The sequence below is a fragment of the Anaerocolumna aminovalerica genome (assembly GCF_900115365.1).
Taxonomy (GTDB): Bacteria; Bacillota; Clostridia; order Lachnospirales; family Lachnospiraceae; genus Anaerocolumna; species Anaerocolumna aminovalerica.
On the sequence record NZ_FOWD01000003.1, the window covers coordinates 140,495 to 165,501 of the forward strand.

Annotated in this window: 29 protein-coding genes; 1 reads left to right on the forward strand and 28 read right to left on the reverse strand. The window is 33.4% G+C overall.

Going from position 1 to position 25,007, the window contains the following annotated elements; all coding sequences use genetic code 11:
* Nucleotides 1-34: 34 nt before the first annotated feature.
* The 18 genes from BM183_RS02755 to BM183_RS02840 form a co-directional block, all read right to left on the reverse strand.
* Entirely contained in the window at nt 35-1,345 is a 1,311-nt protein-coding gene (locus BM183_RS02755) for a DUF512 domain-containing protein (RefSeq protein WP_091684246.1), read from the reverse strand.
* A gap of 617 nt (nt 1,346-1,962) precedes the next feature.
* Nucleotides 1,963-2,328 carry a DUF4180 domain-containing protein gene (locus BM183_RS02760; protein ID WP_091684247.1) on the reverse strand — a complete coding sequence of 122 codons (366 nt, stop codon included), beginning with the start codon at nt 2,326-2,328 and terminating at the stop codon, nt 1,963-1,965.
* Between the two features lie 82 nt (nt 2,329-2,410).
* A complete protein-coding gene (gene pgeF, locus BM183_RS02765) occupies nt 2,411-3,253 on the reverse strand; it encodes a peptidoglycan editing factor PgeF (RefSeq protein ID WP_091684248.1) in 843 nt (280 codons plus the stop codon).
* 353 nt (nt 3,254-3,606) lie between these two features.
* Complete coding sequence (locus tag BM183_RS02770; protein WP_091684249.1) at nt 3,607-3,963, reverse strand: YraN family protein; 357 nt, start codon at nt 3,961-3,963, stop codon at nt 3,607-3,609.
* Nucleotides 3,964-3,989: 26 nt separating this feature from the next.
* Nucleotides 3,990-4,277, reverse strand: a complete 288-nt coding sequence (locus BM183_RS02775) for an EscU/YscU/HrcU family type III secretion system export apparatus switch protein (protein ID WP_242960823.1) — start codon at nt 4,275-4,277, stop codon at nt 3,990-3,992.
* A gap of 180 nt (nt 4,278-4,457) precedes the next feature.
* Complete coding sequence (locus BM183_RS02780) at nt 4,458-5,216, reverse strand: ribonuclease HII (protein ID WP_091684250.1); 759 nt, start codon at nt 5,214-5,216, stop codon at nt 4,458-4,460.
* A gap of 30 nt (nt 5,217-5,246) precedes the next feature.
* Nucleotides 5,247-5,765, reverse strand: a complete 519-nt coding sequence (gene lepB / locus BM183_RS02785; RefSeq protein WP_091684319.1) for a signal peptidase I — start codon at nt 5,763-5,765, stop codon at nt 5,247-5,249.
* A gap of 179 nt (nt 5,766-5,944) precedes the next feature.
* Complete coding sequence (gene ylqF, locus BM183_RS02790; protein WP_091684251.1) at nt 5,945-6,793, reverse strand: ribosome biogenesis GTPase YlqF; 849 nt, start codon at nt 6,791-6,793, stop codon at nt 5,945-5,947.
* The gene (gene lepB, locus BM183_RS02795; RefSeq protein ID WP_091684252.1) at nt 6,794-7,384 is read right to left on the reverse strand and encodes a signal peptidase I; all 591 of its coding nucleotides are present in this window, start codon (nt 7,382-7,384) and stop codon (nt 6,794-6,796) included.
* Nucleotides 7,385-7,474: 90 nt separating this feature from the next.
* Nucleotides 7,475-7,822, reverse strand: coding sequence for a 50S ribosomal protein L19 (rplS, locus tag BM183_RS02800; protein WP_091684253.1), 348 nt, complete (start codon nt 7,820-7,822; stop codon nt 7,475-7,477).
* Nucleotides 7,823-8,078: 256 nt separating this feature from the next.
* Nucleotides 8,079-8,837 (reverse strand): tRNA (guanosine(37)-N1)-methyltransferase TrmD, encoded by a 759-nt coding sequence (trmD, locus tag BM183_RS02805; RefSeq protein WP_091684254.1) that lies wholly within the window; start codon nt 8,835-8,837, stop codon nt 8,079-8,081.
* A 36-nt stretch (nt 8,838-8,873) separates the two neighbouring features.
* Nucleotides 8,874-9,380, reverse strand: coding sequence for a ribosome maturation factor RimM (gene rimM / locus BM183_RS02810; protein ID WP_091684255.1), 507 nt, complete (start codon nt 9,378-9,380; stop codon nt 8,874-8,876).
* A 207-nt stretch (nt 9,381-9,587) separates the two neighbouring features.
* Entirely contained in the window at nt 9,588-9,818 is a 231-nt protein-coding gene (locus tag BM183_RS02815) for a KH domain-containing protein (RefSeq protein ID WP_091684256.1), read from the reverse strand.
* An 82-nt stretch (nt 9,819-9,900) separates the two neighbouring features.
* Entirely contained in the window at nt 9,901-10,146 is a 246-nt protein-coding gene (gene rpsP, locus BM183_RS02820) for a 30S ribosomal protein S16 (protein WP_091684257.1), read from the reverse strand.
* Between the two features lie 136 nt (nt 10,147-10,282).
* The gene (gene ffh, locus BM183_RS02825) at nt 10,283-11,626 is read right to left on the reverse strand and encodes a signal recognition particle protein (protein WP_091684258.1); all 1,344 of its coding nucleotides are present in this window, start codon (nt 11,624-11,626) and stop codon (nt 10,283-10,285) included.
* Between the two features lie 31 nt (nt 11,627-11,657).
* The gene (gene ylxM, locus BM183_RS02830; protein WP_091684259.1) at nt 11,658-12,074 is read right to left on the reverse strand and encodes a YlxM family DNA-binding protein; all 417 of its coding nucleotides are present in this window, start codon (nt 12,072-12,074) and stop codon (nt 11,658-11,660) included.
* 258 nt (nt 12,075-12,332) lie between these two features.
* On the reverse strand, nt 12,333-12,926 hold the full coding sequence (locus BM183_RS02835; protein ID WP_091684260.1) for a GNAT family N-acetyltransferase: 594 nt from the start codon (nt 12,924-12,926) through the stop codon (nt 12,333-12,335).
* A gap of 25 nt (nt 12,927-12,951) precedes the next feature.
* A complete protein-coding gene (locus BM183_RS02840) occupies nt 12,952-13,671 on the reverse strand; it encodes a TrmH family RNA methyltransferase (protein WP_091684261.1) in 720 nt (239 codons plus the stop codon).
* Between the two features lie 253 nt (nt 13,672-13,924).
* Here BM183_RS02840 and BM183_RS02845 point away from each other — a divergent pair, with 253 nt between their 5' ends.
* On the forward strand, nt 13,925-14,506 hold the full coding sequence (locus BM183_RS02845) for a GNAT family N-acetyltransferase (RefSeq protein WP_091684262.1): 582 nt from the start codon (nt 13,925-13,927) through the stop codon (nt 14,504-14,506).
* A 263-nt stretch (nt 14,507-14,769) separates the two neighbouring features.
* Here BM183_RS02845 and BM183_RS02850 read toward each other — a convergent pair whose 3' ends face one another.
* The 10 genes from BM183_RS02850 to ilvA form a co-directional block, all read right to left on the reverse strand.
* Nucleotides 14,770-16,182: an oxaloacetate decarboxylase subunit alpha gene (locus BM183_RS02850; protein WP_091684263.1), complete on the reverse strand. Its 1,413-nt coding sequence runs from the start codon at nt 16,180-16,182 to the stop codon at nt 14,770-14,772.
* Nucleotides 16,183-16,229: 47 nt separating this feature from the next.
* Nucleotides 16,230-17,384, reverse strand: a complete 1,155-nt coding sequence (locus tag BM183_RS02855; RefSeq protein WP_091684264.1) for a sodium ion-translocating decarboxylase subunit beta — start codon at nt 17,382-17,384, stop codon at nt 16,230-16,232.
* A gap of 50 nt (nt 17,385-17,434) precedes the next feature.
* The gene (locus tag BM183_RS02860) at nt 17,435-17,851 is read right to left on the reverse strand and encodes a biotin/lipoyl-containing protein (protein WP_091684265.1); all 417 of its coding nucleotides are present in this window, start codon (nt 17,849-17,851) and stop codon (nt 17,435-17,437) included.
* Nucleotides 17,852-17,894: 43 nt separating this feature from the next.
* Nucleotides 17,895-18,299, reverse strand: coding sequence for an OadG family protein (locus BM183_RS02865; protein WP_091684266.1), 405 nt, complete (start codon nt 18,297-18,299; stop codon nt 17,895-17,897).
* 20 nt (nt 18,300-18,319) lie between these two features.
* The gene (locus tag BM183_RS02870; protein WP_091684267.1) at nt 18,320-19,759 is read right to left on the reverse strand and encodes an acyl-CoA carboxylase subunit beta; all 1,440 of its coding nucleotides are present in this window, start codon (nt 19,757-19,759) and stop codon (nt 18,320-18,322) included.
* A gap of 263 nt (nt 19,760-20,022) precedes the next feature.
* On the reverse strand, nt 20,023-20,622 hold the full coding sequence (locus BM183_RS02875) for a regulatory protein RecX (protein ID WP_091684268.1): 600 nt from the start codon (nt 20,620-20,622) through the stop codon (nt 20,023-20,025).
* Between the two features lie 259 nt (nt 20,623-20,881).
* Nucleotides 20,882-21,949, reverse strand: coding sequence for a recombinase RecA (gene recA, locus BM183_RS02880; protein WP_170847871.1), 1,068 nt, complete (start codon nt 21,947-21,949; stop codon nt 20,882-20,884).
* A 433-nt stretch (nt 21,950-22,382) separates the two neighbouring features.
* Nucleotides 22,383-22,619 carry a hypothetical protein gene (locus tag BM183_RS02885; protein WP_091684270.1) on the reverse strand — a complete coding sequence of 79 codons (237 nt, stop codon included), beginning with the start codon at nt 22,617-22,619 and terminating at the stop codon, nt 22,383-22,385.
* 39 nt (nt 22,620-22,658) lie between these two features.
* Entirely contained in the window at nt 22,659-23,474 is an 816-nt protein-coding gene (locus tag BM183_RS02890) for a VanW family protein (protein ID WP_091684271.1), read from the reverse strand.
* Between the two features lie 302 nt (nt 23,475-23,776).
* On the reverse strand, nt 23,777-24,997 hold the full coding sequence (ilvA, locus tag BM183_RS02895; protein WP_091684272.1) for a threonine ammonia-lyase: 1,221 nt from the start codon (nt 24,995-24,997) through the stop codon (nt 23,777-23,779).
* Between the last annotated feature and the right edge of the window lie 10 nt (nt 24,998-25,007).

Consider the following 25,007-nt stretch of genomic DNA (forward strand, 5'->3'; position numbering starts at 1 on the left):
TTAAAGAATGAAATTCTTTCAACCTTCCTTTATCTTAATTAATTATGGCATCAATTAAGGACTTTCCGTCTGATTGTACAATACGAAGTTCTGTTTGTAAAGCATTTCTGATATCTTCAACAGTAAAATCATCCAGTAATACTTTTTCACCATTTCGAAGCAATGCATCCGGTAATAGTAAGTATTCCCCTAAATCTTTCTCTTTTAACTGTTCTGCTATATCTTGTCCCGTTAATAATCCTGCCACGGTAATATCATTACCAAAAAAATTATTGATAATGGTAAATACCTTTACATGAATACCCGGAAACTTCGTATTTAGCTGTTTTATCAAATCTTTCATATAAGGTACAGCCAGCACCCCTGTTGCAAGGGATAAATTCTTTGCCCTATTATCACCGGTAAGGCTTTCAAAATATTCATTGAATTCATTCACTAATAGACGTACCATACCTACCCCATTCTCCAATTGCAGATATCCTTCGTAATTCTCTTCATCAGGAATTGGAAGTCCGGCAGTAATATACCATTCATCACTGGCATGAATGAATCTAGTACCGTAAGTTTCTAATAATATCTTTTGCCAGCTGTGAATGATTTTTAAAACTTCTATGGCATCTTCCTTCTGAAATTTCTCAAGCTTAGCCAATCCTTCACGATATTTTGTTAAGCCAACAGGAACTACGGATACACTTTGCATATGAGGTATAAACGCCGCTAGATCATGAATGGAACGTTCTAATTCTTCTCCATCATTGACACCTTTACATAGAACAATTTGTCCGTTCATAGTAATTCCCCCGTCACTAAGCTTTTTAATTTTATCCAAAGCTTCTCCGGCAAAACGGTTATGCAGCATCTTACACCTTAATTCTTTGTTGGTGGTGTGAACAGATATATTAATTGGTGATAATTTGTAGAAGATAATCCGATCAATATCTTCATCAGTCATATTTGTTAACGTAATATAATTACCCTGCAAAAAGGATAATCTTGCATCATCATCCTTAAAATATAAAGTTTCTCGCATATTTGGAGGCATCTGATCAATAAAGCAGAACATACACTTATTTCTGCATGAGCGGTAAGAATCCATTAAACCTTCTTCAAATTCAATGCCTATGTCCTCTTGCAAATCTTTTTCTATTTCAATTTCCCATTGTTCACCATCAGGCTTTTCAATGAGAAGAACTATATATTCATCGTTGACTGCATAGTGATAATCAAACACATCTTTTATTTCTCTATCATTAACCTGAAGCAGCTTATCACCTGGTGTAATCTCCATTTCTTCTGCAATGCTGCCTGAAGCCACGTTTTTAATAATATGGCCTTTTTCTTTCATTTTTACACCTATCTCGTATCACATCCTAAGCAGATGCGATACCGCCACAAATTGGTTGAAAGTTCACTTCGTGGCAACCTTTCTAACATCTATTTTCTTTCAACCTCTGAAAGATGCTTTTTGTGGCATTCTTTCTATGTTTTATTTTCTCTCCCACTTTTTATAATAATAGAATTATCGAATAATACTATCCTGCAACATTTAAAACACCTGATAATTTTACCTTTTTTAGCATGGATTGCATATGATTTAGTATAACAGTTGAATGATAAATTATCAAATCTATTTTGAAATATTATTATCATTAACAATAGCAATTCTGCTAAATTACCTATACGCATTTAACTGTATGTACCAGGTAAAGTTGCGGCTTATTTATTTTTGAAAATGAATATATCATGTATAAACAGTAATAATGAGGTATGGCTTTAAGTCCATACCCCATTGTTAATTAAGATTTTCTTTAACTAATGAACACCTCTATAATAATTACTGGGCTTAATAGAGGATATTTATAATGAAATATAAGATCTTAAATATAATCTAAATATTTAGTCTGTAATATTATAAGAGATTAAATTACACCTTCTTGTATAATCAATATTTTATTTTAAGAATCAAATATTTTTGAACTTTTCAATAGCTTGTTTTTCATCACCAAAGAAAAATATATCTTTACCTTGGTTACATTCATATATGAAATCAACTAAACTCTTACTTGTGTATACCGAAAAGTCCCCTACTATTGCAATTTTAAATTGATAATTAATAAATTTTTGCAATATTTCTCCTGCCAATCTGGTCTTTAAGTCAAAAAATTCTTCACAGATTAATGACTTATCCAGGATGATACGATTACAATCCACTTCATAATTAACAGTAGCTATAAGGTCCAGTGCTGATTGTACATCCGTTATCAATAAATCATCACTGTTTAAAACAGCAATATCAATTCCATTCTCACTAATTTTATTTATTAACATATTTATGAACAAGCTCCTTTCAAAAGTTGAAGGTATTTCAACCTTCACTTCTCCTTAAGTTTTTGTTAGTGGTCAAATTTTGTTATAGCTCTTCTATCATTAAGAATGCGGCTAATATACCACGTTTACCCTGAGTCGCTCTATGTGAAAATAATATATCTTTGTTACAAGAAGTGCAAACACCTGAAATATGAATATTATGCTCATCCACTCCTGCATCTGATAATATGTGCCTGTTAGCTTCCCAAAGGTCTAGCTGGTATTTATGATTGCTCTTATCCAATAATATATCCTTTAGCTGTTTACTATTAAATTCATTCTTAAATTCTTCTGCAACATCTTCACTTACTTCATAGCAGTCCATGCAGATGGAAGGCCCAATGACAGCTACAACGTCTTTGGGATCTGTTCCAAAATGTTCCCTCATAGCATCAAGAGTGACCTTAGCCATTCTTTTTACAGTTCCTCTCCACCCTGAGTGACAAAGACCTATGGCATGATTTTTAACATCTACAAAATATAGTATTACACAGTCAGCAGAAAATGTAACAAGGGGTATACCTGGAATATTAGTAATCAATCCATCAACACCTTCATAATCTCTGGTCCGGATAACACCTTTCCCTTTATCGGCTTCTGTAACCAGCTTTACTACTGTATTATGTACCTGATGTGACAAAACACAATCTTTCATAGGCAATCCGATGCTTTCACAGATTCTTCTATAATTTTCATCAACGTCTTTTGGATTATCACCATTGGAATAACCCAAATTCATACTTTCAAAATATCCTTTACTGACGCCCCCCAACCTTGTTGAAAATCCATGACGTATAAAAGATATATGGGATAACCCAGGAAATGTGAGAAAAGGCGTTTTATTTTCCGTATTTAAAATAGTATTTTTATTATTATTAAAATTCATAATATCCTCAATTCCGGTGCTGTAACACCAATTAACAATGACTATAATTTTGTGTCGGTACAAATTATCGGTTGAAAAAACTTGTTTTTTAACCGATTCTCCATGTTCTGATTATTTTTAGTCTTTGGAATCATTAACAACATCATACATCCTTCCATTTATATTCCGTACTATATATAATCAGACTATTAGCAAATATTATATAATAAACTTAGATAGATTGCTATATTATTTACTTAATAATCGAACAAAACCCTGAAAATGCTACCCTTGGAAATCATAATCTAAGGGGATGGGTATTAGAGTTTAAAGCATTAGGGTGCTTACATTTTGATTCAAAAGGATATAAATACTTAGAATATCGCTTGAAATGCATCTTGAATGAGAGAAATCTCCTGATTTAAGATTAAAACCACATCAAACCGGCATGGTGTTTCCATGGAGATATTATTTATAAACATATAATACCTGGCAGTTTTAGATATTTTCTTTATTTTACGTATATCAACAGCTTCATGGGGCATTCCTTTAGCGGAATTGGTACGGTATTTTACTTCAATAAATATAAGATAATTGTCTTGTTCTGCTATAATATCAATTTCGCCGGTTCTGCATTGAAAATTAGTTATAATAATCTTATAACCTTGAAGTATTAAGTACTCTACAGCTTTTTGTTCAAACTCTTTTCCAATAGAACGTTTATTATACATAATCTCCCCCTTAAGTTCATTTGTTTTTATCTTGGTAAAACCTTCTTCTTAATTCGGTCCATATCATCAACAAATAACAATATTTCTGCCACCACCTCATATAATTCAGGAGGTATAAAATCTCCTACTTCTAATCTGGAAAGAGTTCCTGCCAGTTGATCGTCTTTATGAAGGGGAATCTTGTGCTCTCCGGCTTTTTTAATTATTTTATCTGCTAAATAACCTTTACCGGTTGCAATGATTCTGGGTGCTGGTTCATCAGGGTGATAAGATACTGCTACTGCGGTTTTATTTCTAAACTTAGGATCCAAGATAGGATGTGCATCTGTTCCTGACACAGTATCAATTTCAGCACCTATAAAGCCAGTTTCAGTTCCATTTTTATTAATTTTATGTTCTTTTGATTTCATGTTTTCTTCCATAGGATACCTCCAAATATAAAGGAAACAGTTTATGTTAAACAGATTAAGTAATTTAATAAGCGGATATTTTTATTATATAAAATTCTTAATAAAACTAGCTCTATGTATTAAAGAAGGACCATATTCTTTCAATGCTTCTATATGCTCTTTTGAACCATATCCCTTATTACTTGCAAATCCATACCGTGGAAAGACCTTATCATAAGCAACCATTAAGCGGTCTCTGGTTACTTTTGCAATAATACTTGCTGCGGCTATGGATATACTTTTGGCATCTCCCTTAATAATAGGAACCTGTCTTATGTCAACTTTCGGTATAGTAACAGCATCATTTAACAATATATCGGGTTTAATGGACAGATTATTTATAGCTTGTCTCATAGCTTCAAAAGTTGCCTGAAGAATATTAATTTCATCAATATGGGAAGGTGGAATACTTCCAACACCAACAGCTACTGCCTGTTCCATAATCTCATCATATAACTCTTCTCTCTTTTTCTCAGATAATTGTTTGGAATCATTAATATATAAAATATTACAATCTTTTGGTAAAATTACTGCGCAGGCTACAACAGGGCCTGCTAATGGTCCTCTTCCCACCTCGTCAACACCACATATATATGAATATTCCCGAAACTTATTCTCATAAGTTTTCATTTTTTCAGTTCGTTCTATTTCTTTATTAAGTTTTTCTATTTCCTTTTCATAATTTTGAATAAGTTTAATAACACCGACTCTATTGTCATTACGATATTTATTTATAATTTGTACTAATTGATTCGCATCAGCCTCAGCGAATTCTTTCTTAACATCAGATATTCTAATTTCCAAGTTACTTTCTCCCTTTAGTATAATCTCTATTTACTTAGCAAAACCAAACTTATTCAATGGCCATATTCGCAGCCAGGCTTTACCAATAATCCTGTCCTTATTAATCACGCCAACATCCGGATCTCTGCTGTCCGAACTATGATTACGGTTATCACCAAGAACAAAATATTCATCTTCATTCAGCGTAATAGGAACACTTGCAGTTCCGGAATAGTTCATAATTTCTTTTCCATAGTTTTCTTCTAAAAGTTCAGAGTTAATATAGATATTGCCATTTTTAATCTGCAGGGTTTCACCGGGAAGTCCAATGATCCTTTTAATATAATATTTTTTACTTGTTTTGATTGGAAATACAATAATATCAAAGCGTTTTGGAGCAATAAAATGATAGGATAATTTATTTATAATTAAATTATCTCGATCAAATAATGTATTTTCCATTGACTGTCCCTGAACTACAGTACGTTGACCAACATAATTTATAATTACGAAGGTTGCCAGAAAAACTAGAATGATATAAAACAAGAGATGAAAGATTTCTTTTTTCATAATTTTAGTACCGCCTAATGGTTCTTCTTCCGCATTAAAATCAACTACTTTTTTTATGGACACTTCTTCACCTCTTTTCTTAGGCTTAAAGCATGAAGTTATATTGTATAATAATAGTATACATTGCTCAAGGAGCAATGTAAATTACTAATATTATAAAAAGCAAAAGTAAGGTAAAATTACATTTTATTTGGAAATTCCAGAGTAATATTTCCCAGTTTACCATCTTGAAATTCATCAATAACAATTCCGGCCGCTTTATTTAAATCTAAAAAGCCGCCTCTGATTCTACAAGCCCGCCTTTCTGCAATACTGGAAAGAATTTGTACCGGATCATCCGCTTCCTCAATATTGTAACGGGCAGCTAAACACCCAATATAATTTTCATGAAGAAATTTAATTAGTTCTAGGGATAGTTCTAATATATTAAGTATTTCTTCACGAATAGAACCAATAAAAGCCAAACGCAGACCTACTGCCTGATCTTCAAACTTAGGCCACAATATCCCCGGTGTGTCAAGTAATTCAATGTTCTTACTTAAACGGATCCACTGTTTCCCTTTTGTCACACCTGGTTTGTTGCCTGTTTTTGCAGAAGCCTTACCTGCAAAACTATTAATAAAGGTTGACTTTCCTACATTTGGTATACCCACCACCATGGCTCTTACCGGCCTGTTTATTATGCCCTTTTTACGGTCTCTTTCAATTTTTTCCTTACAGGCTTCTTGTACAATTTCATTTACTTTCTTAACACCCACTCCGGTTTTTGAATTAACTAAAGTAACAAAATAACCTTTCGATTCAAAATATGCTTTCCATTGCTCGTTATATTTTGGTTCTGCTAAATCATATTTATTTAATAATATGACTCTTGATTTATTTTTAGCTAATTCGTCAATATCCGGATTCTTACTGCTTAGTGGTATTCTTGCATCTACCAGCTCGATGACAACGTCAATTAGCTTTATATCATCCTGCATCATGCGTCTTGCTTTGGCCATATGACCTGGATACCATTGAAAATTCAATTATTTCTCCTCCCTTTTCAGGTTCAATTTATTAACAAAATTAAAATTATTTGTTCGAATCCATGCTTTACCTATTATTTCATTGGACAATATATTTCCAATATTTGCAAATCTACTGTCCTCACTGTTATTTCGATTATCACCTAATACGAAATATTCATTTTTATCCAGAGTTATCTCCTCTGCAGCAAGGCCACTGTTTGTAATTGGTTCAATTACCATTGGTTCTTCTAACAATTCACCATTAACATATACATTTCCGTCGGTAATATTTATTGTTTCACCGGGCAGACCTATTATTCGCTTTATATTATAATAGCTATGCTCATTTCCGCTTTGTTTAAATACGATTATATCAAAGCGTTCCGGTTTATTGAATTTATATGCAAATTTATTAATAATAATTTTATCCTGATCAACTAAAGTGGGACTCATGGAAACTCCCAGCATGGTAGTTCTTTCTATGGTAAAATTAACAACAAAATATGCAAGACCAATAACAACGGCTAATTCAATAATCCATATAATACCTTCAGTTATGATTTTCTTCACTAATGGCTTTCTGCTGGTTTTATCAAAATTAAAATCCATGACAAATCTCCCTTATGTTAAATTACATATATTCTAAAAAAGGGACATTACCTAAGTAATTGTCCCCTCTAGTCATCATAAATATTAGAACTATTTTATTGCTTCTTTAACTTTAGCTCTCTTACCTACTCTGCCACGTAAATAAGTTAACTTAGCTCTTCTGACTTTACCATGTCTAACAACTTCGATTCTGTCAACGCTTGGTGAATGTACCGGCCAAGTTCTTTCAACACCAATACCGTTAGAATTTTTTCTAACTGTAAATGTTTCTCTTGCGCCACCATTTTGTCTCTTAAGTACAGTACCTTCGAAAACCTGGATTCTCTCACGGTTACCTTCTTTTACTTTTGCGTATACTTTAACAGTATCACCTACGTTAAAACTAGCAACTTCTTCTTTAAGCTGAGCAGCTTCAATGTTTTTAATAATATTGTTCATTTTGTGACCTCCTTCATATTTAGATGTTCTTAATACCTTGCATTACTTAACTTTCTGCTGTTAATTTACTCAATTGCATGTCCATTATATAAAATGCGGTGTATCAGAGGACCATCCCATCTCACAACAACTTACTCTAACATATTCCAATTGAAAATGCAAGCATTTTCCGTTTTTTTATTTACTAAATATTTATTTAACTCTTTTTAAATAAAAGGTCTTTTAACTATACAAAGAATAGCACTATAAGGTACTTTTATTCTTTAAAATTACTTTTCAGAAACTTCTTCTCATCCTCTGATAAATGTGCCTTTTCCAGCAAATCCGGACGGTTTTGGGCTGTACGTATAATAGACTGCTGCCTTCTCCATTGTTCTACATTTCCATGATGACCGGATAGTAATACTTCCGGTACCATTTTCCCCATAAATACTTCCGGTCTGGTATATTGGGGGTATTCTAACAAGTTATCCTGCAAAGATTCAAATTCCGCTGAAACATCATTATTCAGCACCCCGGGAATAAGCCTGGATATTGCATCTATCATAACCATAGCCGGTAATTCTCCACCTGTAAGAACATAATCTCCTATGGAAATATAATCGGTAACAATCATTTCAAGTACTCTCTCATCAATGCCTTCGTAGTGACCGCATAAGAAGATTAAATCCTCTTCCTCTGCTAATTCTTCTGCAATATTTTGATGAAAAACTTTCCCCTGGGGAGTCAGATAAATAACACGAGGTTTCTTCTCCGCATTATCACTTATACAACTTTTTTTAATCTTTTCTGCTGTATGTTCATAGGCACGATAAACCGGTCCAGCAGCCATGACCATACCTGCACCGCCACCATATGGATAATCATCTACTTTATTGTGTTTATTCTCTGAAAAATCACGGATATTAATTGCTTCCAGAGATAATATGCCTTTCTCTAAAGCTCTACCTGTGATACTTGTATTTAACCCCTGAAGGATCATCTCCGGAAATAAGGTTAGTACATGGTAATTCATAGTTGGTCTCCATTATATATTTATTTTCTTTTATCTTTATAATAAGCCTGGAAGCAGGTGAACTTTTATTTCTTTCTTTTCTGTGTCAACATTCAGGATGCATTCCTCTATGGAAGGGATTAAAATCTCTTTTCCTTCCTTTGTTTTTACAACATAAACATCATTTGCAGCAGTAGTAAGAACTTCTGTTAATTCACCAAGTTCGTTGCCTTCATCACTAATTACTTTAGAGCCCAATATATCATATATAAAGTACTCATCCTCTTCTAGTTTTACAGCATTATCCCTGGTAACCAGAAGATCTTTTCCTTTATATTTTTCGATGTCATTTATATTATCAATTCCTTTAAATTTTAATATAGCATATTGTTTAAAAAACTTTACGCCTTCAATTTCAAGGTCTAAATATTCTTTTCCAGTATCTAGAATAACCTGTTTTAAGGTTTTAAATCGATTTATATCATCTGTTGTAGGGAAGACTTTAACCTCTCCGCGAATACCATGGGTGGAAGTAATAACTCCCACTCTTAAGAAATCATTCATAATGGTCTCCTATCATTCAAGTAATTTTATTTTTATGACAAAACAAGAACCCGTGCCTTAAGGCATGTCTAAAAAGACCAGGTTCTTGTAAAGTTATAATTTACTTACGGTAAGTAAAGTTTTACCATAAGTATTCACTCACGTAAAATCTTACTTATTATTATCGTTGTTAACTCAAGTTTGACAACACAAACAAACAGTCTTGATTTATTGTAATATCTCAACGACTACTTTCTTATCATCCTTAGTTGCTGCAGCTTTTACAACGGTACGGATGGATTTAGCAATACGGCCTTGTTTTCCGATTACTTTACCCATATCTTCAGGAGCAACCCTTAATTCAACTATAATAGCCTTTTCAGTTTCCTTTTCCGTTACAACAACTTTTTCAGGATAATCAACCAGTGATGTAGCAATTACTTCAACTAATTCTTTCATTACTCTTCACCTCCATAGGAATGTGAAATGATTGTACAACTATTGCACAATACTTTGTAGCAACAAAAAGTTAAAAAAGCAATTATTTTGTAATACCTGCATTTTTAAATAATTTGCCAACTGTTTCAGTAGGTTGAGCACCATTTGATAACCATTTCTTAGCTACTTCTTCGTTAATGTTGAATACACTAGGATCCTTAGTTGGATCATAAGTACCAATTTCTTCGATGAATCTACCATCTCTTGGTGATCTGGAATCTGAAACAACGATTCTATAGAAAGGAGCTTTTTTCTGTCCCATTCTCTTTAATCTAATCTTTACTGCCATGTATTTCACCTCCTTAAAAAATAAATCTTTATAATGCAAAAATATTTTCACATTAAACTTTATTGTAAAATGTTATATAAAGAATTGTTTAAAGACAATAATAACTCTATATAAACAATTTATAACCAAACAATGACTAAAATCCAAAAGGTAATTTAAACTTACGTTTACCACCTTTGCTGCCAAGCATTCCGGAGAATTGTTTCATCATCTTCTTAGATTGCTCAAACTGCTTTACGATTCTGTTAACTTCACTAATATCAACACCTGCACCCTTTGCAATTCGTTTCTTTCTGGAAGGGTTCAGTATGTCAGGATTGGTACGTTCTTCTATAGTCATGGAATAAATAATAGCTTCTATTCCGGATAAAGCACTTTCATCAATATCAACGTCTTTTAACTGTCCGCCCATACCGGGCATCATTTTTAATATGTCGGCAAAGCCGCCCATCTTTTTGATTTGATGCATCTGATCTAAGAAATCATTAAAATCAAACTCTGCTTTTTTAATTTTCTTTTCTAATTCTCTTGCTTTGGTTTCGTCAAATTCTGCCTGAGCCTTATCAATTAAAGTTAAAATATCACCCATTCCAAGAATTCTGGAAGCCATACGGTCCGGATAGAATTGTTCTAAGTCAGATAATTTTTCTCCCACACCGGTATAAAGAATAGGTTTTCCGGTAACTGCACGGATGGAAAGGGCTGCACCGCCTCTGGTGTCACCATCTAACTTCGTTAAGATAACACCATCAATACCGATTTTATCATTAAACATTTCGGAAACATTTACTGCATCCTGACCTGTCATAGCATCTACTACCAAGATGGTCTGATATACAGAGACATTCTCTTTGATTTCTATTAATTCATTCATCATATCTTCATCTATGTGAAGACGGCCAGCGGTATCCAGGATTACCACATTCATATTATTTTTAGCCGCATGTTCAATAGCCGCTTTTGCAATGTTTACGGGCTTATGTTTATCTCCCATAGTGAATACTGGAACACCCTGCTTATTACCATTAATCTGTAACTGTTCAATTGCAGCAGGTCTGTAAATATCGCAGGCAACCAACAAAGGTTTCTTACCCTTTGTTTTAAATTTTCCTGCCAGTTTAGCAGTTGTGGTTGTTTTACCGGCACCCTGAAGACCGCACATCATAATCACAGTAATTTCATTACCAGGTTTGAATGCAATCTCTGTAGTTTCAGAGCCCATTAATTTTACCATTTCTTCATTTACAATCTTTATAACCATTTGTCCCGGTGTTAAGCTGGACATTACATCCTGACCTATAGCACGTTCCTGGACAGACTTAATGAAGTTCTTAACTACTTTAAAGTTAACGTCTGCTTCCAGCAAAGCCATCTTAACTTCTTTCAAGGCAGCTGCTACATCTGCTTCTGTTAAACGGCCTTTACCTCTTAGGTTCTTAAATACATTCTGCAGTTTTTCGGATAGGCTTTCAAATGCCATGCCAAAACCTCCTAATAATTACTTTTATGTTCTATAATTCTTCCATTATTTCGTTTGCCAGTTCTATAATTTCACTTAATTGATGTATATCTTTTTCATCTTTCAGTGAAGATAATTCCATAAGCTGTTGTGCAATTTCTTTAATCCGATTTGCTTTTACTTTGGTTTCATTAAATTCTTTTATTAAATTTAATTTCTCTTCACATTCTTTTAGTTGTTTACTACAGCGTTTTACAATATCATGTACACCCTGTCTGCTGATACCTTGCCCATCTGCTATTTCACTTAGGGACAAATCGTTAAGAATATAATCTTCAAATATCTGTTTATTATGATTTTTTAATAGCTCACCATAAAAGTCAAATAATATGGATAATTCTACTTTTTCTTTTAATTTATCATCTGTACTGACTATTCCTGTATGAATGCTTGAATTGGTTACACTCATTTTGATTTCTCCTTTAACAAAGCACCACCTGTAAAGCTTTTTTCTTTACAGGTGCTAGTATAACTAAATTCAATACAATTGTCAAGATATTTTTTTATAAATTCTATGCTAAATATTATATAAAATTCTTAATTAAATACTCTGTTATATACAAACCTTTGTGTAATAAAATTATCTCAAATAGATGCTTGGGAGTTTAATATAAGAACTAATATATTAGCGATCAATTAGCTAATAATACAATATTACATATATTTATTAATGAATCCTACCTGCCGCATCCTTTGTTATTTTATCAATAACAGCTTTATCCAACTCATTCATTCTTTTTACCGGTGATGGTTCATCAAAGGTATTTTGCAGCAGTTTCTCCATTATCAGCAAATGCCTCCACTGTCCAAATTTATATGCAGTATTAGAATAATATCCTACCTCTTTAAAGCCATGTCTCTTATGTAAAGCAACACTTCCTTCATTGGGAACACAAATCAAAGAATATACATTATAATATCCCTGTAGTTTTACTATATGGAATAATGCTTCATATAAAGCGTTGCCAATTCCCCTCTTATGATATTCCGGATCCAAATAGACAGCACATTGGCAGTCCCATCCATATGCAGCCCGTACATGATGGGGTGAACAATAAGAATAACCTGCTATTTTATCATCAATTAAGCATACCAACCATGGAAATGCAGATAATACATTGGATATACGTTTTTGAAACTCTGCTGTTGATATTTCTTCATATTCGAAGGTAATAACAGAATTTAATATATATGGATTATATATCTTTAAAATATCTTCTGCATCCTCTATAGTTGCCATTCGTATGGTAATTTGACTCATAACTATCCTCCAATACTGTCTTTTGCTATTTAGTCTGATGGGTAAAAATGAAAGCACCTATACCCACTGCAATAGTTATGTTTAACGAATCTACATCCGGTGATTGTGGGATACAGATACTGGTTCCCACTTCTAAAAAGGAATCATCCAGTCCTGTTGCTTCATTACCGAATACCAGAGAGAATAGTTGTGTTTTCGGACAATTTTGAATTTCTAAGGTATTACTTCCATTTAACATAAAGGTAAATACATCATGGTTTTGGTATTGATTTCTATACTCTTCAAAGGAAGTAAAGTGCTGATGGCGAAGTTTAAAAAATGCTCCCATGGATGAACGTATAGTTTTAGGATTATAAATATCTGCACAGGGTGTAATCAATCCAATATCATAAATACCCATTCCTACTGCAGTACGTATAATAGTTCCCAAATTTCCCATGTTACTGGGATTGACTAATATAATATGGGATTTGTCCGCATCTAAAGTATTCTCATATTTTTCAAAAATACCTATAACAAAGCAGTTCTCTTTATCGCTTAATTTTGAGATTAATTTATCATTTTCCAGTACAGTTATGTTATTTAGTTTACATAATTTTATTATGTTATCCTTATCTGTGAAAGTGGAATGTATATAAACTCCTTTTACTGTTTCCGGGTGTCCTTTTATTAATTCAATTGTTGGAAATGCTCCTAATGTATAGGAATAATCAAACCCTTTTTTATATGGTTTTATTGGTTCCATAAAATCCTCCGTTAATCCATTAAGGAAAGCTTGTTTTCCTTAATTTTTAATAAGTATATTATAACCTTACAGTTTCAAATTACAATATTTATTATTAATATATAGTAAAAAATGCTTTATAAGCCTTTATATGTGTTCATAACAAGTGGTAAAATTTACAAAATCCTGTGGAAGTATATCAAGAAATGTAGTATAATTTTTTGATAACAATAATTGATGGGAAACTAATTTTTGCGTATGGGAGGTAAATGGCATGGATATTCAAATATTCAGATTAACACCTGAAAGGTTGGACGATTACTTATACTTTTTTGAAAATGTTGCACATACTGACAACAAGGAATGGGATCGTTGCTATTGTCTGAATTATTGCAGTGATGCAAATACATCTGTAGATTTTCAATCTCCTGATGTTAGACGGAAATATGCTGTTAAATATGTAAATAGCGGCAAAATACAAGGCTACTTAGCTTATCATGATAATAACATTGTAGGTTGGTGTAACGCGAATCGCAAGTCCGATTGTATGCAATGTGGAGGATGGAAATACATATCTGAAAATATCAGCAGCAATAATATTGATGAAAAAATTAAATCTATTTTTTGCTTTACTGTTGCGCCGAATATGCGTGGAAATGGTATAGCAGAAAAACTTTTGCTCCGGGTCTGTGAGGACGCGATACAAGACGGCTACAACTGTATAGAATCTTATCCAAATAAAGTTGAAAGTGATATGTATTATAACTATGCAGGCCCAATGCCATTATATCAAAAACTTGGTTTTACTATAGTCGGAGAAACTGAACAACGATATATTATGCAAAAGAATCTCTAAATAAATTGTGCATATAACTTAAGTGAAAATTTGGTGGCATTCTAATACAGAATCCGGCAGGCAAAAAGAACGAGTAAATTCATTATTGAAAAATATGAATTTACTCGTTTTATTTGAAATAATTTACAACCTATATATTTCTTAAAACATATATTTTTTATAATATATATTTCTTAAAACATATTTTTTATATTTATATTTTATAGTTATAATTTATAGTGTACTATTATTTTTCATACAAAACTATAGATTTCAGTCCATTATTATACCGGATAAGCTTTATTCACAGTATCTGCCAGGTTTAAGTCTATTTTCTCCTTCTGTGCCTTTCGATATTTGAAAAAATCTAATGCAACTTGAGGGAACAAAGCATAGGATAATATGTCTTCGTCCTGTTCTTTCCACTGCTCCATTTCTTTTTCGATAGTGGTCAATTCCGGCTTTAATAAATCGGCAGGCCTGCATGTTATAGGTTCTTTGTCACCAATGACTTTTTTCTGAACTTCCGGATTAAAAGGTTTTACTGTACGTCCGTATTCTCCTGATAAGATTGCCTTGGATTCTTTTGTTACCATCTTATAACGTTCACCGGTTAATACATTCAGTACCGCCTGTGTTCCAACAATTTGACTGGAGGGTGTGACCAAGGGCGGTTCCCCAAAGTCTTTCCGAACTCTAGGTACTTCTTCCAGAACTTCTGCATATTTATCTTCTGCTTTTTGTTCTTTTAATTGAGATATTAAGTTGGATAACATTCCACCCGGTACTTGATATAACAGTGTTTTAATATTAACACCCATTACTTTTGGATTTAAGCTTCCAGATTCCAATGCCTGGTCCCTTTGAGGCCTGAAATAATCTGCGATTTCCGCTAATAGCTTTTGATCCAAACCGGTATCGTATGGTGTGCCTTTAAAAGTTTCCACCATAACTTCTGTAGCCGGCTGGCTGGTTCCCATAGCAAATGGTGACATGGCAGTATCAATAATATCGCAGCCTGCTTCTACTGCTTTCATATAGGTCATTCCTGCAACACCACTGGTGTAATGGGAATGTAAATCAATAGGTATGTTTACTGCGGATTTTAAAGCAGTAATTAACTCAGTTGCTTTGTAAGGAACCAGCAAACCTGCCATATCCTTTACACAGATAGAATCAGCACCCATTCTTTCTATATTTTTTGCCAAATCGACAAAATATTCGGTAGTATAATCATCTCCTAATGTATAACAGATAGCTACCTGCGCATGGCCTTTTTCTTTATTTGCTGCTTTTACGGAACATTCTAAGTTTCTTAAATCATTTAAGGCATCAAAGATACGGATAATATCAATACCATTTGCAATGGACTTTTGAACAAAATATTCTACCACATCATCTGCATAATGACGATATCCTAATATATTCTGTCCTCTGAATAACATTTGTAATTTTGTATTCTTAAATCCTGCTCTTAATTTTCTAAGTCTTTCCCAAGGGTCTTCTTTTAAAAATCTTAAGGATGCATCAAAGGTTGCACCACCCCAACATTCTACAGAATGATAACCAACTTTATCCATTATATCTATGATAGGGAGCATTTGTTCCGTAGTCATTCTGGTGGCTATTAAGGACTGATGTGCATCACGAAGAATGGTTTCTGTAATCTTAACCGGCCGTTTTATTTGTTCTGACATTCCTTTACCTCCATATTTTACTATATGTATTTAACAAATTATAAGTTTTATACGCCAAATATTGATAGAAATACTCCTGCCACTACTGCCGTACCAATAACACCGGCAACATTAGGCCCCATTGCATGCATCAACAAGAAATTAGTAGGATCCGCTTCTGCACCAACTTTTTGAGACACTCTTGCTGCCATAGGAACTGCTGAAACACCAGCAGAACCAATTAATGGATTGACTTTACCACCAGTAAGCTTACACATGAGCTTGCCTAACAATACCCCTCCTGCTGTACCGAAGATAAAAGCAATTAGACCCAGTGCAATAATTTTAAGAGTGGTAGGTGTTAAGAATGCTTCCGCACTGGTCGTTGCACCAACGGAAGTTCCAAGCAGGATAACAACAATATACATTAATGCATTAGAAGCGGTTTCCGTTAACTGTTTTACAACACCGGATTCTCTGAACAAGTTTCCTAACATTAACATACCTACTAATGGAGCTGTTGTGGGAAGAATTAAAACTACGACAATTGTTACTAAAATAGGAAATAATATTTTTTCTATTTTTGAAACAGGTCTAAGCTGCTCCATTCTAATTTTACGCTCTTTTTCTGTTGTTAAAAGTTTCATAATCGGTGGCTGAATTATCGGAACCAGAGACATGTAGGAATATGCCGCTACTGCAATAGGCCCCATTAAATGAGGGGCTAGTTTAGATGCCAAAAAGATTGAGGTTGGTCCATCTGCTCCCCCTATAATTGAGATAGCTGATGCAGCTCCATCTTCAAATCCTAAATAAATTGCACCTAAATAGGCAACGAAAATACCCAATTGTGCTGCTGCTCCTAAAAGGAAGCTTTGTGGGTTTGCAATCAATGGTCCAAAATCTGTCATAGCACCAACTCCTAAGAAGATAAGAGAAGGCCATATTCCCAATGCGTCTCCCGTATAGAAATAGTGTAATAAACCACCCGGTACATGATTTCCCAGTGCATCAGACGTAGGTTCTGCCATAATGCCCGGGAATAAATTTACCAATAACATACCAAATGCAATCGGTATTAGAAGAAGTGGTTCATATCCTTTTTTTATTGCAAGAAATAAGAATATACATGCTATTCCTATCATTATAAAATTCTTATATGTTAATGAGGAGAAGGCAGATTCTTCGACTAATCCAGTAATCGTTTTTACAAAATAATCCAATGAAATACCCTCCAATCAGTGTATTAGACTATTCAAATATCAACTAATCATTATTCCGTTAAAGTTGCCAATAAAACTCCAGATTCTATCATGCTGCCTTCTGTAACGTTAATACTGGCAACTGTTCCATCTGATGGAGCTACAATTTCATTTTCCATTTTCATAGCTTCTAAAATTACGATAACATCACCTCTTTTAACAACCTGGCCTATAGAAGCTTTGATTGCTAATATTTTACCTGGCATCGGACTTTCTATTTTAATATTTCCTAAAGAACCTGTAGGTATTTCCTTCACTTTTGGAGCGGTCGCAGGCTCTGCCGGTTTGGATACAGGAACAGTATTTGATACGGTTGGTGTTTGAATTGGTGTTGGTGCTGGTGCTGCCACAGGCTGCTGGAATGTTGTTTTTTCTTCAACAGATACGTCATAAGCTATACCATTTACAGTGATTGTATATCTTTTCATGGTAATACCCTCCTGATTTTATTTTAATTTTAGTTAAGTACTTTTATCTACTTCTGTTAATCTTACGAATAGATCTTACAATCAAACCATCCTTTGGAACGTCATTTCCCATAGATGCCATAATGGCAGCGGTTATAACTGCTACCAGTTCTGTATTATCCGTTAAGGATATTTCCACAGGATTCTCTGTTTCTTCCCCAGTAATTTCGTAATCAATGGCAGATTCTTTTTGGGTTTCCAGGTTATTCGATTTGTTATTATTCGAAAATTTATCCAGTAACTTAGGTACATGTTTTAATAAAGAAATAATATAGGATATAAATATTAATACTACAAATACAATTCCCATTCCTATAACACAATTCAATAGTGCTTTACCCAATAAGCTTGTTTTTGTAGTTGTCATTGCCGCTAACATAATATTCGTTCCTTGTTGTAATATAATCATGATTAACCTCCTAATTTACTCTATATGGTACCATGTTTTTTGTTAGGTCGGCCTTCCCGCTTTGTAAATAACATTTCATAAGCATAAATCAAGTGTTTTCTTATAGATTCTGCAGGTATTATACTATCCACGTAACCTCGTTTTGCTGCTGCTTCTGCACTTGCCTGTAAAGAAGCATATTCTACAGATTTTTCTTCCACCAAGGAAGCATCTTTGGTATCAGAATACATAATATTGGCAGCTGATTTTGCATCCATCATCCCGATTTGTGCATCATCTATAGCAAAAACAATATCTGCACCTATATGTTTTGAATTCATTGTTATGTAAGCAGTTCCATAAGCTTTTCCTATTATAACATTTACTTTAGGCACTGTAGCGTTTGCAAATGCATATGTTAATTTTGCCACTGCGGTTCCTATGGTTCTTTCTTCTCCCATTGTAGCTTTATACCCTGATACATTGGTAAATGTTAAAACCGGAATATTAAAAGCGTCACATATCTTTACAAACTTATCTGCTTTACTACAGCCTGAGGTTGTTAAATTATTGTCAAAGGTTTCTACGGCTTTACCATCTCCATTAAGTATTTCTGTTCTATTTGCAATGGCACCAATAGTCATACCATTTAATCGTATAAATCCGGTAACCATATCTTTTGCGTAATCTGCTTTTACTTCAAGAAAGTAGTTGTTGTCTGAAATATCTTGTAATGCAAGTTTGGTATCCTTTATTTCTGCCTTAAAGTTTGGAACCAGTCTGTTTAAATCATCGGTACATTCATCATAAGAAGCATCATCTTCATTATTGGATGGTAAAATGGTTATTAATTCTCTGATCTTTTCCAATACAGAATTATCGTCTTCACATACAAAATCAACATTACCTGCTTCTGCTTGATATTTTGCAGCTGCTGTATCGCATTTCTCTGTAAAGTTACCTTCAACCACGTTTGGAGAGTTAGTAAATAATTTACCATTATTTTGGGAAATAAAAGAAAAATCACTTAAGGAAGTCAAAACTGATAAGCCTCCTCCGCAATTACCAAGTATGGCAGTTATTTGCGGAATGACCCCTGATGCCATGGTCTGTTTGTAATAGATTTCACCAAAACCATGTAATGCATCAGTCGCTTCATGCAGCCTGAAACCGGCACAGTCAATAATTCCAATGACCGGTGCCCCAACCTTAAGTGCTAAATCATAAATATGGGATATCTTTTTGGCATGCATTTCACCAATAGTGCCATTAAGAACGCTTTGATCCTGACAATAAACATAGACCAGATTGCCATCAATAACACCATAACCGGTAATTACGCCATCTGCAGGTAATTCCTGCTGTGAAAGATTAAAATCCGTGCTTCTTCTTGTAACTAAAGCACCGATTTCAACAAAACTGTTGCTGTCAAAAAGGGTGGATATCCGATCCCTAGCTGACAATTGTGTAGATATTTTCATATTCGGCCTCCATTTTCTCAATATTGTAAAACTAAAACCAAATTTTGTGCCAATTATATTATATCCCTTTTAAGCAAATACTTCAATAAAATTCCAACATAAATAGTTAAAATCAGCTATTTTAACAAAAATATAATTGGTGCATACTAAAAATTTTTTAGCCTGTTTATATATATAAAAACTTGCAAAGCAAGATAATATCCCACTTTGCAAGCTAATACCAAAGGATTGTGATTCAAATTGATGATCCTTAATGAAATTTTTTAATTATAAATCTTAGTATATTTTTGTATTAAATCCATTTTAAAGCCTTTTCGATATAGAGAGGAAGCTAATTTCATCTTTTCTTCTTGTGATAAGGAATCTACATCCGATGTTTTTTTCGATACCGCTTTTTGAATTGCCAGTTCTTCGTCGTCATACTCCTCCTGGAAGGCTAAATCTATGTATTCTTTTCGAATTCCTTTTTGCGAAAGCTCTGTCTGCAATTGACGTTTGCTTTTTGTGTTCTTTTTAAATCGAATGTAATTCATGGCATATCGTTCATCATCAAGGTAATGAAATTTCTTCACATATTCAATAGCTGCTTCAATAATAGTTTCTGTATAATCAGCCTGTTTTAATTTTTGTCTAAGTTCCTGCTCAGATCTGTCCATATATTTTAAAATTGCCATAGCCTTTTGTTTTGCTCTGCGCAATACAGTATTCTCAATGATTTCTTCGTAAACTTTATCTGAAATCTGTTCATTTTCCTGTAATTTATAAATCTTAATGTCTTTCCGGTATAATAAAAAATGAAATTCCCCATCAATATAAACTTTTACTTTAGCCTTTTCTAATTCTTCCAGTTTCGTTACAATCATAGTATCTCCTTTAAAAATAAGGACCGTTACATAATGCAGTTGCAATTATAGAGTATAATGCAGTTGCTATATTCAATGACAAATATGCAACAACAATTATGCACTGCAATTTATGCAACAGCAAATATGAACGGTCCCTGTTTATGATATAATACAAATGGAGTAAAGAATTGCACCTTGCACACAAATTCTAAGCATAGCACTAAAATCACGAACAGATTTTATGTTCACGAAATATTAAATAATGTGCTATTATAAACTATTCTTTTGTGTTTTTTGCTTCTTTTGCTGCCTTTGATTCTTTTACATTCATAGCTTCTTCCGTGCTATCCGTAGAAATATTATATTTTTCCCGTACCTTTTTCTCAACTTCTGTAAATATTTCCGGATTTTCTTTTAAATAAACTTTTGCATTCTCCCTGCCTTGGCCAATCTTAACATCATTATAAGCATACCAAGCACCACTTTTCACAATAATGTTCTCATTAGCAGCAAGGTCCAGTACATCCCCTTCTCTGGATACACCCTGTCCAAACATAATATCGAATTCCGCTTCTTTGAATGGAGGTGCGATCTTATTTTTTACTACTTTAACTCTTGTTCTGCTTCCTATAATTTCTCCGCCTTGTTTTAGAGATTCAATTCTCCTAACGTCCAAACGAATGGAAGAATAGAACTTAAGTGCCCTACCCCCGGTAGTCGTTTCCGGATTACCAAACATTACACCAACTTTTTCACGAAGCTGATTGATAAAAACAACAATACAATTAGACTTGCTGATTACTGCTGTTAACTTTCTAAGCGCCTGGGACATTAATCTTGCCTGTAATCCCACATGAGAGTCACCCATATCTCCGTCAATTTCTGCTTTAGGAACCAATGCGGCAACAGAGTCAACGATAACAATATCAACTGCACCGGAACGTACCATAGTTTCTGTAATCTCTAAAGCTTGTTCTCCGTTATCCGGTTGTGAAATATATAAATTATCAATATCAACACCTATATTCTTCGCATAAACAGGATCAAGAGCATGTTCTGCATCAATAAATCCCGCTATCCCTCCACGCTTTTGAACTTCAGCTACCATATGTAATGCAACGGTGGTCTTACCACTGGATTCAGGACCATAGACTTCAATAATTCTTCCTTTTGGTACACCCCCAAGTCCCAGTGCAATATCTAGACTAAGAGAACCGGTTGGGATAGTCTCAATATTCATATGAGCTGCGGTATCTCCTAATTTCATAACGGAACCTTTACCATATTGCTTCTCTATCTGTGCTAGTGCAGATTCCAATGCTTTCGCTTTATCTTCCTTTATCATATTCATTCTCCTTTTCGTTCACGAACTAATGTTCTTATTTATTATAATAGCTTATTCTAATCTTTTTGTCAATATACAAACTTTATTTCGTCATAAATATTGAATACCAAAAAATGCATTCAACATATAAAAAATATATAGCTGAAACTTACAAGGTCGACAAAATCACCTCCTTAGAATAAGAATTTTAAGATTATATTCTATTAAATAGAATAATCCTGCCAATCCCTATATATTTAAATTATAAAAAAGGAAATTAAAACTGATATAAATGTGTTAGAAAATGAATCTCAGAAATCAGAATGTAAGAATAAGGTTATTATATCAAAATAGTTTAATGATGTAAATAGCCTATACAAAATAGCATTAAAATGATCTATACAAAATAGCATTAAAATAATCATAAAAAATCCATAATATGATTTCTTATGTTTTATTTTATATATGATCTAGCATATTCCAAATCCTTTTTATGTACATAGAAAATATACTCATATGCCTGATTTATATTTTGTCCTATAATTGCAATATTTCCTCTTATTCTACTATTTTTAGTTATAGTTTTTAAACGATAATCTATTTTATTAGATTTAAGTATTTCTCTTATATTTGCTTGGTTTTCCATAGAATAAGTGGTTACTAATTCTCTTCTGTTAAATATGGTAATCATAAAAACCTCCTTAATAAAGCTTCACATCATATTCTTAAATTATTGCTGTTTATACTCCAAAAATGGTTCATACATCATTAACGCATGATTTTCAGTTACATATTCATCTGCCATCATTTTATTATGTATATTATATACTTTTCTAAAAATAACATTATGTCTGCTATATTTTCCAAATAACTCTTTATTCATAAAATGTTCTTTTTCATAAACCTTATAAAATTCACAAGGCTTGCTGTTTACTCTTATGGAACCACAAAGTTCTGAATCGGTAAGCCACACCTTTAATTGGTAAGGCTGACTTGTATCATTGCGAATCATCAAATCCCTGTAATTATAGACACAGGTTGCCCCACTGCCAAAAGGCTGCGTTCGGCTGCTGTCCGGAAATACATCATAGCTATGGCGATAACGTTCTGCAACAGTTAAAGGTGTATGAATAACCATCCAATAAATCAGATTAGAAAGCTGGCATAACCCTCCTCCAATACCGGGCTTAAAAGTTCCTGAAAATAATATCATACCATCCTTATACCCTTTTCTCCTTGTTGGTTTTCCAATGAGCTTCCAATAGGAAAAGGTTTCTCCTGGTTTAATAATAATATCATTTATTTTGGGTACCGCCAGTTTCAGATTAGTTATTTTATTATATTGAAGATACATGTCTACATCTTTTAACTGTCTAAGCAATGGAGTTCTATGTGAAAAATATTCATGCGTATAAGGCTTACTGTCTTTTTCTTTTGCAAAGTTGATTTTTCCAAACATCCAGTATAATCTACGCCTTAAGCTATAATATTTTTTACCAATAAATACTCTTATTTTACTTCTTTTTTTAGGCTCTAAATTTAACATTTCATCTTCCCCCTTAAGCTACCTTATGAGCCATCTATGTAATTTTCAAGTTTTCATTTAATCTAAGTACATCATCGTGCAGATTTCTCTGGTGCCTATAACTTATTTTTACTTTAATTATACAGGAAATGCAAAATAATTACTACCGTATTTTACTAATTAATCAGTGTCTAAACTAACTATTAACATATTTTTTTAATACAACATTTATTCGATAAAAAAGAGTGAAGAATCTGATTATATTCCAGAGATTCTTCACTCATTTTCCATTAATAAAAATGGTAAGTATTCTTTATTATAATCTAAAGGTATAAATTCTTAGGGGGTATAACCTTAGGATTATATCCTTTGTCTTTTAAGGCTTTTACAATAGTATCTTTATGTTCATGTCCGAAAGCTTCCATGGTAATGGTAAGTTCTACCGCACTGTTTCTGTTAATACTTACAAACTGATTATGATCTAATCGGATGATATTTCCTTGATTTTCTGCTACTACCTTTGTAACATTAACTAATTCACCAGGTCTGTCCGGAAGAAGTACGGATACTGTAAAGATACGTCCTCTTAGGATTAAACCATTTTGAACAACGGAGGATACGGTAATTACATCCATATTACCGCCACTTAAAATAGAGACAACTTTCTTATTCTTACACTGTAATTGTTTTAATGCACCTACTGTTAATAACCCGGAATTTTCAACAAGCATCTTATGATTTTCAATCATATCCAGAAAGCATACAATTAATTCGTGATCATCTACCGTAATGATATCATCTATATTTGTTTGAATGTAAGGGAATATTGCTGAACCGGGAGTTTTAACAGCCGTACCGTCAGCTATAGTATCTACTCCAGGTAATGTAACAATATGACCTTCTTTTAGAGATTCCTGCATACAGTTGGCACCTTTAGGTTCCACACCAATTACTTTTACATTAGGATTTAATAATTTTGCTAAAGTTGAAACACCAGCCGCCAATCCACCTCCGCCAATTGGTACAAGAATAATATCTACCGTTGGAAGTTCTTTAAATATTTCCATGGCAATGGTTCCCTGACCGGTAGCCAAGACTTCGTCATTAAAAGGATGAATGAAGGTATAACCGTTCTCTTCTGCTAATTGCATAGCATATTGATAAGCATCATCATACACATTACCATGTAAAATAACGCTGGCACCATAGCTTTTTGTTCTGTTAACCTTAATTAGTGGTGTTGTGGTAGGCATAACAACCGTAGCTTTTGCATTATACAATTGGGCCGCATATGCAACTCCTTGTGCATGATTGCCGGCAGAAGCAGTAATTAGACCTTTATCTCTCTCTTCTTGAGATAAAGTACTTATTTTGTAGTAGGCACCTCTGACTTTATATGCTCCGGTATATTGCATATTCTCAGGTTTTAAATAAACCGTATTACCTGATTGTTCTGAAAAATATTCACTGTAAACTAGTTTTGTTCTTAAGGTAACTTTTTTTACTAATTCAACAGCTTCTTCAAATTTTTCCAATGTCATCATAGTGTTTGTC

What these genes read in the sequence shown, in the direction of transcription:
- BM183_RS02755 (WP_091684246.1), bottom strand. Translation starts at nt 1,345, where the DNA reads ATGAAAGAAAAAGGCCATATTATTAAAAACGTGGCTTCAGGCAGCATT.
- BM183_RS02760 (WP_091684247.1), bottom strand. Translation starts at nt 2,328, where the DNA reads ATGTTAATAAATAAAATTAGTGAGAATGGAATTGATATTGCTGTTTTA.
- pgeF (WP_091684248.1), bottom strand. Translation starts at nt 3,253, where the DNA reads ATGAATTTTAATAATAATAAAAATACTATTTTAAATACGGAAAATAAA.
- BM183_RS02770 (WP_091684249.1), bottom strand. Translation starts at nt 3,963, where the DNA reads ATGTATAATAAACGTTCTATTGGAAAAGAGTTTGAACAAAAAGCTGTA.
- lepB (WP_091684319.1), bottom strand. Translation starts at nt 5,765, where the DNA reads ATGAAAAAAGAAATCTTTCATCTCTTGTTTTATATCATTCTAGTTTTT.
- lepB (WP_091684252.1), bottom strand. Translation starts at nt 7,384, where the DNA reads ATGGATTTTAATTTTGATAAAACCAGCAGAAAGCCATTAGTGAAGAAA.
- rplS (WP_091684253.1), bottom strand. Translation starts at nt 7,822, where the DNA reads ATGAACAATATTATTAAAAACATTGAAGCTGCTCAGCTTAAAGAAGAA.
- trmD (WP_091684254.1), bottom strand. Translation starts at nt 8,837, where the DNA reads ATGAATTACCATGTACTAACCTTATTTCCGGAGATGATCCTTCAGGGG.
- rimM (WP_091684255.1), bottom strand. Translation starts at nt 9,380, where the DNA reads ATGAATGATTTCTTAAGAGTGGGAGTTATTACTTCCACCCATGGTATT.
- BM183_RS02815 (WP_091684256.1), bottom strand. Translation starts at nt 9,818, where the DNA reads ATGAAAGAATTAGTTGAAGTAATTGCTACATCACTGGTTGATTATCCT.
- rpsP (WP_091684257.1), bottom strand. Translation starts at nt 10,146, where the DNA reads ATGGCAGTAAAGATTAGATTAAAGAGAATGGGACAGAAAAAAGCTCCT.
- ffh (WP_091684258.1), bottom strand. Translation starts at nt 11,626, where the DNA reads ATGGCATTTGAAAGCCTATCCGAAAAACTGCAGAATGTATTTAAGAAC.
- ylxM (WP_091684259.1), bottom strand. Translation starts at nt 12,074, where the DNA reads ATGAGTGTAACCAATTCAAGCATTCATACAGGAATAGTCAGTACAGAT.
- BM183_RS02835 (WP_091684260.1), bottom strand. Translation starts at nt 12,926, where the DNA reads ATGAGTCAAATTACCATACGAATGGCAACTATAGAGGATGCAGAAGAT.
- BM183_RS02840 (WP_091684261.1), bottom strand. Translation starts at nt 13,671, where the DNA reads ATGGAACCAATAAAACCATATAAAAAAGGGTTTGATTATTCCTATACA.
- BM183_RS02845 (WP_091684262.1), top strand. Translation starts at nt 13,925, where the DNA reads ATGGATATTCAAATATTCAGATTAACACCTGAAAGGTTGGACGATTAC.
- BM183_RS02850 (WP_091684263.1), bottom strand. Translation starts at nt 16,182, where the DNA reads ATGTCAGAACAAATAAAACGGCCGGTTAAGATTACAGAAACCATTCTT.
- BM183_RS02860 (WP_091684265.1), bottom strand. Translation starts at nt 17,851, where the DNA reads ATGAAAAGATATACAATCACTGTAAATGGTATAGCTTATGACGTATCT.
- BM183_RS02865 (WP_091684266.1), bottom strand. Translation starts at nt 18,299, where the DNA reads ATGATTATATTACAACAAGGAACGAATATTATGTTAGCGGCAATGACA.
- BM183_RS02870 (WP_091684267.1), bottom strand. Translation starts at nt 19,759, where the DNA reads ATGAAAATATCTACACAATTGTCAGCTAGGGATCGGATATCCACCCTT.
- BM183_RS02875 (WP_091684268.1), bottom strand. Translation starts at nt 20,622, where the DNA reads ATGATTGTAACGAAACTGGAAGAATTAGAAAAGGCTAAAGTAAAAGTT.
- recA (WP_170847871.1), bottom strand. Translation starts at nt 21,949, where the DNA reads ATGATAAAGGAAGATAAAGCGAAAGCATTGGAATCTGCACTAGCACAG.
- BM183_RS02885 (WP_091684270.1), bottom strand. Translation starts at nt 22,619, where the DNA reads ATGATTACCATATTTAACAGAAGAGAATTAGTAACCACTTATTCTATG.
- BM183_RS02890 (WP_091684271.1), bottom strand. Translation starts at nt 23,474, where the DNA reads ATGTTAAATTTAGAGCCTAAAAAAAGAAGTAAAATAAGAGTATTTATT.
- ilvA (WP_091684272.1), bottom strand. Translation starts at nt 24,997, where the DNA reads ATGATGACATTGGAAAAATTTGAAGAAGCTGTTGAATTAGTAAAAAAA.